The sequence below is a fragment of the Planktomarina temperata RCA23 genome (assembly GCF_000738435.1).
GTDB lineage: Bacteria > Pseudomonadota > Alphaproteobacteria > Rhodobacterales > Rhodobacteraceae > Planktomarina > Planktomarina temperata.
The window spans coordinates 3,281,814-3,288,122 of sequence record NZ_CP003984.1; the positions used below are offsets into that span (position 1 = coordinate 3,281,814).

General features: G+C 52.7%; 6 protein-coding genes. 3 read left to right on the forward strand and 3 right to left on the reverse strand.

What is annotated here, in order from left to right; genetic code table 11:
* Positions 1–44: 44 nt before the first annotated feature.
* From glmM to ubiE, 3 genes are all read right to left on the reverse strand, one after another.
* The gene (gene glmM / locus RCA23_RS15810; protein WP_044051125.1) at positions 45–1,388 is read right to left on the reverse strand and encodes a phosphoglucosamine mutase; all 1,344 of its coding nucleotides are present in this window, start codon (positions 1,386–1,388) and stop codon (positions 45–47) included.
* Positions 1,389–1,501: 113 nt separating this feature from the next.
* Positions 1,502–3,031 carry a 2-polyprenylphenol 6-hydroxylase gene (gene ubiB, locus RCA23_RS15815; protein ID WP_044051126.1) on the reverse strand — a complete coding sequence of 510 codons (1,530 nt, stop codon included), beginning with the start codon at positions 3,029–3,031 and terminating at the stop codon, positions 1,502–1,504.
* A complete protein-coding gene (gene ubiE / locus RCA23_RS15820; protein WP_044051127.1) occupies positions 3,032–3,784 on the reverse strand; it encodes a bifunctional demethylmenaquinone methyltransferase/2-methoxy-6-polyprenyl-1,4-benzoquinol methylase UbiE in 753 nt (250 codons plus the stop codon).
* An 82-nt stretch (positions 3,785–3,866) separates the two neighbouring features.
* On the opposite strand from ubiE, the gene mutM reads away from it, so the two are divergent.
* The 3 genes from mutM (at position 3,867) to rpsT (ending at position 5,969) form a co-directional block, all read left to right on the forward strand.
* Complete coding sequence (gene mutM, locus RCA23_RS15825) at positions 3,867–4,718, forward strand: bifunctional DNA-formamidopyrimidine glycosylase/DNA-(apurinic or apyrimidinic site) lyase (protein WP_044051128.1); 852 nt, start codon at positions 3,867–3,869, stop codon at positions 4,716–4,718.
* A 62-nt stretch (positions 4,719–4,780) separates the two neighbouring features.
* The gene (locus RCA23_RS15830) at positions 4,781–5,557 is read left to right on the forward strand and encodes an enoyl-CoA hydratase (protein WP_044051129.1); all 777 of its coding nucleotides are present in this window, start codon (positions 4,781–4,783) and stop codon (positions 5,555–5,557) included.
* Positions 5,558–5,705: 148 nt separating this feature from the next.
* Positions 5,706–5,969 carry a 30S ribosomal protein S20 gene (rpsT, locus tag RCA23_RS15835; RefSeq protein ID WP_044051130.1) on the forward strand — a complete coding sequence of 88 codons (264 nt, stop codon included), beginning with the start codon at positions 5,706–5,708 and terminating at the stop codon, positions 5,967–5,969.
* Positions 5,970–6,309 lie beyond the last annotated feature (340 nt).

Genomic DNA, 6,309 nt, shown 5'->3' on the forward strand with positions numbered 1-6,309 from the left:
CGATAACAAATGTTAAACTTTTCGCGCTGGATGCGGGTTTGGCCTTAGGCGGCGTCTTTCACCGCTTGCGATACAGTTTCTGCAACCTCGTTGAGCAGGGTTTCATCCTCAGCCTCCACCATCACGCGGATCAGCGGCTCGGTGCCCGACTTGCGAATGAGCAGACGTCCCTTGCCCATCAAAGAGGCCTCTGCATCTTGGATAGCCGATTGCACAGAAGCCACCTCCAGCGGCGCCATACCCTCGGAAAATCTTACGTTCCTCAGCACTTGTGGACAGGGTGAGAAGACGTTGGCCAATTCGCTGGCCCGCTGGCCCGTTTCGACCATGGCGGCAAGAAATTGTAATCCAGCCAGAAGACCATCGCCGGTTGTGGCGTAATCACTCATCACGATATGGCCAGATTGCTCACCACCCAGATTGAACCCGCCTTGACGCATGGCATCCACCACATAACGGTCGCCGACATCGGTGCGGTGTAGATCAATTCCCTGTCCACCTAGCCAGCGCTCAAGGCCTAGATTGGACATAACCGTGGCCACCAATGCGCCGCCCCGGAGCTCTCCGCTCTTAGCCCAGCGCGCAGCGATCAACCCCATGAGTTGATCCCCGTCGGCGATATGGCCTTTCTCGTCAATAATGGCGATCCGGTCTGCATCACCGTCCAGACAGATCCCAATGTCGGCACCATGCTGTAGCACCGCATCAACGGCTGCTTGTGGTGCGGTGGACCCTACACCTTTGTTGATGTTATAGCCGTTGGGTTGCACGCCAATGGCAATGACCTCAGCCCCAAGTTCCCAAAGAACCTCTGGGGCGGTGCGATATGCGGCGCCATTGGCGCAATCAATAACAACCTTTAACCCATCCAAGCGCTTTCCTGTTGGAAAGGTTGCCTTTGCAGCTTCGACATAGCGACCGATCGCGCTTTCAATGCGATTGGCGCGTCCAATATTTTCTGGCAAGCAGAGATCCACATCTCCGGCAAACAGAGCTTCGATCTCCATCTCGGCGGCGTCTGACAGCTTATAACCATCTGGACCGAAAAACTTGATGCCATTGTCGTGATGCGGATTGTGACTGGCAGTGACCATGACACCGACATCTGCGCGCATGGAATGGGTGAGCATTCCGACGGCAGGTGTTGGAACTGGCCCTAAGAGGACGACATCCATGCCGGTTGACAAAAAACCAGCGGTGAGAGCGTTTTCAATCATATAGCCCGATCTGCGTGTGTCCTTACCGATCACGACACGGTGGCCGGGGGAGGCGTCACGCCGAAAAAACCGGCCCGCCGCCGCTGCAAGCCGCAGCGCGGTTTCAGCGGTCATGGGATAAGTATTCGCCGTGCCGCGGACGCCATCCGTTCCAAATAGGTGTCGTGTCATAAAGTTTCCTCTCAAATCGCTTTGATCTTAGATTGAATCAAAGCGGCTATCAGTCTTGGTGCAACCTTGCCGAATTATTGGTTAAAAGATGTTTAGTCTAAATGTCATAAAACTTAAATCAAATGCGCTGCAAGCCAACCGCCTCCACCTCCAACAAGCAAGGCGAGCAAAAGCCACCGCTTTTTGATCCCATATTTTTGCGCGCTGGGTTGCGCGGTGTTGTAGGTGCGGATCAAGGCCGCTTCCGCAAGCTGGGGAAGCTTTGGCCCGAAACGTGACAGCACGCGGGCTGTTTTCAGCAGATCTTTCAACAAGGCTTTCGGCCCAATACTTTGCTTGATGTAGTCTTCCACAATGGGTTTGGCGACCTCCCAGATGTTAATCTGAGGATGCAAGCTGCGTGCAACCCCCTCAACCACAACCATCGTGCGTTGCAGCAAGATGAGCTCCGTTCTGGTCTCCATGCCAAATTGTTCTGTGACATCAAATAAATAGGTTAACACCCGTCCCATGCTGATCTGTGTGGCATCCATGCCAAAAATAGGTTCCCCGACCGCCCGGAGGGCGCGGGCAAATTCATCGACATCTTTGTCAGCCGGCACATATCCAGCCTCAAAATGCACCTCCGCCACGCGCTTGTAATCACGGCGAATAAAGCCGAAGAGAATTTCCGCATAGACCCGCCGGGTATATTCATCAATTCGGCCCATAATGCCAAAATCATAGGCAATCACATCTCCATTGGCCGCGATTTTGATATTTCCTTGATGTAAATCCGCATGAAAAAAGCCGTCGCGCAATGCGTGAGACAGAAACAATTGTAAAATCCGCTCACCAATTCGCCGTCTGTCATGTCCGGCCGCATCAAGGGCGGCATTGTCCCCTGCAGAGATTCCCTCGGCCCAATCCATGGTCATGACGTTTTTGCCAGACAGGCTCCAATTGATCTTAGGCAATTGAAATCCTTCATCGGATTCGGTGTTGGCGGCAAATTCTCCTGCCGCGCTGCTTTCCAGCCGAAGATCCAATTCGCCGAGCACCACGCCTTCGAAATGCGCGATCACATCGAGTGGACGTAGACGGCGCGCGCCGGGGGCCAAAACCTCAACCATCCGGGCTGCAAAGTAAAACGCATCAATATCTCTGCGAAAGGCGCGTTCAATGCCGGGGCGCAAGACTTTCACGGCGACATCTGCACCATCGGAGGCTAATTTTGCGCGGTGGACCTGAGCAATAGAGGCGGCGGCAACGGGCGCGCTAAAGTCTTGAAACATGGATGCCAAAGGTCGCTCGAGCTCTGCCTCGATCATTTTTTGCGCCTCTTCGATCGGAAAGGGCGGTAATTTATCTTGCAGCACCCGCAATTGTACGGCCAGCTCATCGCCGACCACATCGGGGCGGGTCGATAGGATTTGTCCAAATTTGATATAGGCCGGGCCCAAAGCGGTCAGCGCCCGGGTGACGGGTGGCATTGCAGGATCACCTTTGTAGCCCAACCATTGAAATGGCCATCCCAGAATTTTCGCGGCTAGGCGCAGGCCAACGGGCGCTTGATAGGCGTTGAGGATTACATTCATCGCCCCCGTGCGCTCAAATGTTGCGCCGGTGCGGATCAGGCGAAAAATGTTATGCGGACCACGCATCTAAATTTTCCATCCCGAATGCAAGGCTGCGATCCCGAGCGATAGGTTTCGATAGCTGGTATTCTCAAACCCTGCCTGCTGCACCATGCTTAAAAATGTCTCTTGATCGGGAAACTTGCGAATCGATTCGACAAGATATTGATAGCTGTCGCGGTCATTGGCGATCATCTGGCCCATGGGTGGAATCACATTGAAGGAATAGAGATCATAGGCCTTTTGCGCCAAAGGCACGGGTATTTGACTGAATTCCAAAACCATCAACCGACCCCCGGGACGCAGGACGCGGAAGGCCTCATCTAAGGCTTCTTGCGGCCGTGTTACATTCCGAATGCCAAAGCTTATGGTGTAGACATCAAAGCTGTTGTCGGCAAAGGGCAGGGCCATTGCATCGCCGACAACCCAATCCAAATTATCCACCATCTGCGCAGCTTCAGCGCGTTTCCGCCCTTCGATGAGCATATTTTCAGTGATATCAAGCACTGTGGAATGGCCAGACCCCGCGCGCTTGAGGAACTTAAAGCTGATGTCGCCAGTGCCGCCAGCGACATCGAGAAGCTTTTGCCCAGGTCTTGGGGCCAGCCAATCCATCATCGCTTCTTTCCAAATGCGGTGGATGCCAACGCTCATGACGTCATTCATAACGTCATATTTGCTGGCTACGGAGGTGAAAACACCCTGCACCTTGCCGGCTTTTTCAGCCTCTGGAACGGTTTCAAAACCAAAATGGGTTGTGTCTTCACCAGTGTCTTGCATGGAACAGGCCTTTTGTGACTTCACCCCCCTTATAATACGCAGGACGGCTGATACAATGTGATGTACCAGAAGGAAGCACGAGATGCCCGAATTACCAGAGGTTGAGACAGTCCGCCGCGGCTTGCAGCCGGCGATGCAGGACCAGAAAATCATGCGTGCAGAGGTGAACCGGCCCGATTTGCGCTGGCCCTTTCCGCCGGATATGGCGCAGCGTTTAACTGGGGCGCGGGTTTTGCGGCTTTGGCGGCGTTCAAAATATATTCTGTTGGACTTGGATACTCAGGAAACTTTGATTGTGCATCTCGGCATGTCTGGCCGAATGTTGATTTCGGGCCAGCAACTTGGGGAGTTTTACCAAGACCATCCCGCGCCAGAAAAACACGATCATGTGGTGTTTCACATGGAAAATGACACACGGGTGACCTTCAACGACGCCAGACGGTTTGGCGCGATGGATCTTGCGCCGACCGCCGACGTCGAAACGCATAAGATGCTCTCCAGCCTTGGACCGGAGCCATTGAGCAATTACTTAGACGACAGCTATTTGTTCGCAGCTTTGGCGGGGCGCAATACGCCGATAAAGACGGCGCTTTTGGACCAACGACTCATTGCGGGCCTGGGCAATATTTATGTCTGTGAAGTGCTCTTCCGTGCGAAAATTTCACCTATGTGCAAGGCGAAGGACCTGTCAAAACGCCAAGTGGGCGCTTTGGTGCCGATCATTCGGACCGTGCTGGAAGAGGCGATTGAAGCCGGTGGATCTAGTCTTAAAGATTACCGTCAAACGGGCGGGGAGCTCGGCTATTTTCAACATAGTTTTCAGGTTTATGATCGAGAATCGCAGCCCTGCAAACATGCGAGATGTGGCGGCACAATTGCGCGGGTGAGCCAATCGGGACGTTCCAGCTTCTATTGTCCAACCTGTCAGAGATAGCTTGAAATAGGTGGCGAACGTGATAGGCCTAAACGCCTGACAGAGGCAATGCTGGGACCAATATGGCTTATGAGACCATCATCGTAGAGATTGCAGATCATATCTGCGTCATCAAATTGAACCGCCCATCGGCGCTGAATGCGCTAAATAGCCAGTTGGTGGCGGAGCTCGGCGATGCGGTGCGCCAGGCGGAAGCGAACGATAAAGTCCGTTGCATGGTGATTACCGGATCGGAGAAAGCCTTTGCCGCCGGTGCCGATATCACTGAGATGGCGGACAAGAGCTTTGTGGACGTAGTGTCTGACGATTTATTCGGCGCGAGTATGAGCCCTTTGCAAGAGGCTAGGAAGCCAACAATAGCAGCGGTTGCAGGCTATGCATTGGGCGGTGGTTGCGAGTTGGCGATGCTCTGTGATTTTATCATTTGCGCTGATAACGCGAAGTTTGGACAGCCAGAGATCAATCTTGGCGTCATCGCTGGCATTGGCGGCACGCAGCGTTTGACCCGATTCGTCGGAAAATCCAAAGCCATGGATATGCATTTGACCGGGCGCTTTATGGATGCGGAGGAAGCGGAGCGCTCTGGTCTGGTCAGCCGTGTGGTGCCGGTTAAAAAATTGATGGAAGTTGCCCTAGAGGTTGCTGGAAAAATTGCTGAGAAATCGCAAATCTCCATCAAAGCCGCGAAGGATGCTGTGAACAGGTCCTATGAGACCACTTTGGCGGAAGGCCTTTTGTTTGAACGGCGTGTGTTTCATTCGATGTTTGCAACAGAAGACCAAAAAGAGGGTATGGCGGCCTTTGTCGAGAAAAGAGAGCCACAATTTCGCGATAAATAAGCAAAATTGCTTTGCATCTCCATAGAAAGCAGCTATAGGCAGCTTCAGAAAATGCGCGTGTGGCCCGCTTGGCTTTAGATAATCCGGTCCAACGGTATGGGCCTAGCGGTGATACGTGTGGCACAAGATTAAGTTAGGACCTGATAACATGGCAAATTCACCACAAGCAAAGAAGCGCGCACGTCAAATTGAGCGCCGCACAGCGGTCAACAAAGCCCGCAAATCCCGTATCCGCACATTTCTGCGCGCTGTTGAAGAGGCCATCGCTTCCGGCGACAAAGCCGCAGCAACCGCAGCTCTTCGCGCCGCACAGCCAGAGCTGATGCGCGGAGTTACAAAAGGCATCTTCCACAAAAACACGGCGTCACGCAAAGTTTCGCGTTTGGCCTCACGGGTTAAAGTTCTGTCTTAATAATTGTTACAAATTTATGAATATTAGGCGTGGGATATTTCCCGCGCCCTTTTTCGTTTAAGTAACAGTAAAAGAATTATTTTTTTTAAACACGATTGTCTCAACCACAGGTGGCAAGAGATTCTTTTCCAAAAAACACGGAGTCAAGAATTAAGATCTGTTGCAGAGTCACTTGGCCGAGGGATAAAAAAGTGTCAGCGAGTCACTTTGAGTGCTCCGGGGGATAATTGCTCCAAGAGATTGCCACTGCTGCACGGCGACATGATCTTGGGTTCACAAAACATGATAAATCCATTTTATGGATCATGGGTGCTATTTTCCGGGAATTTAGTCTGCCTGT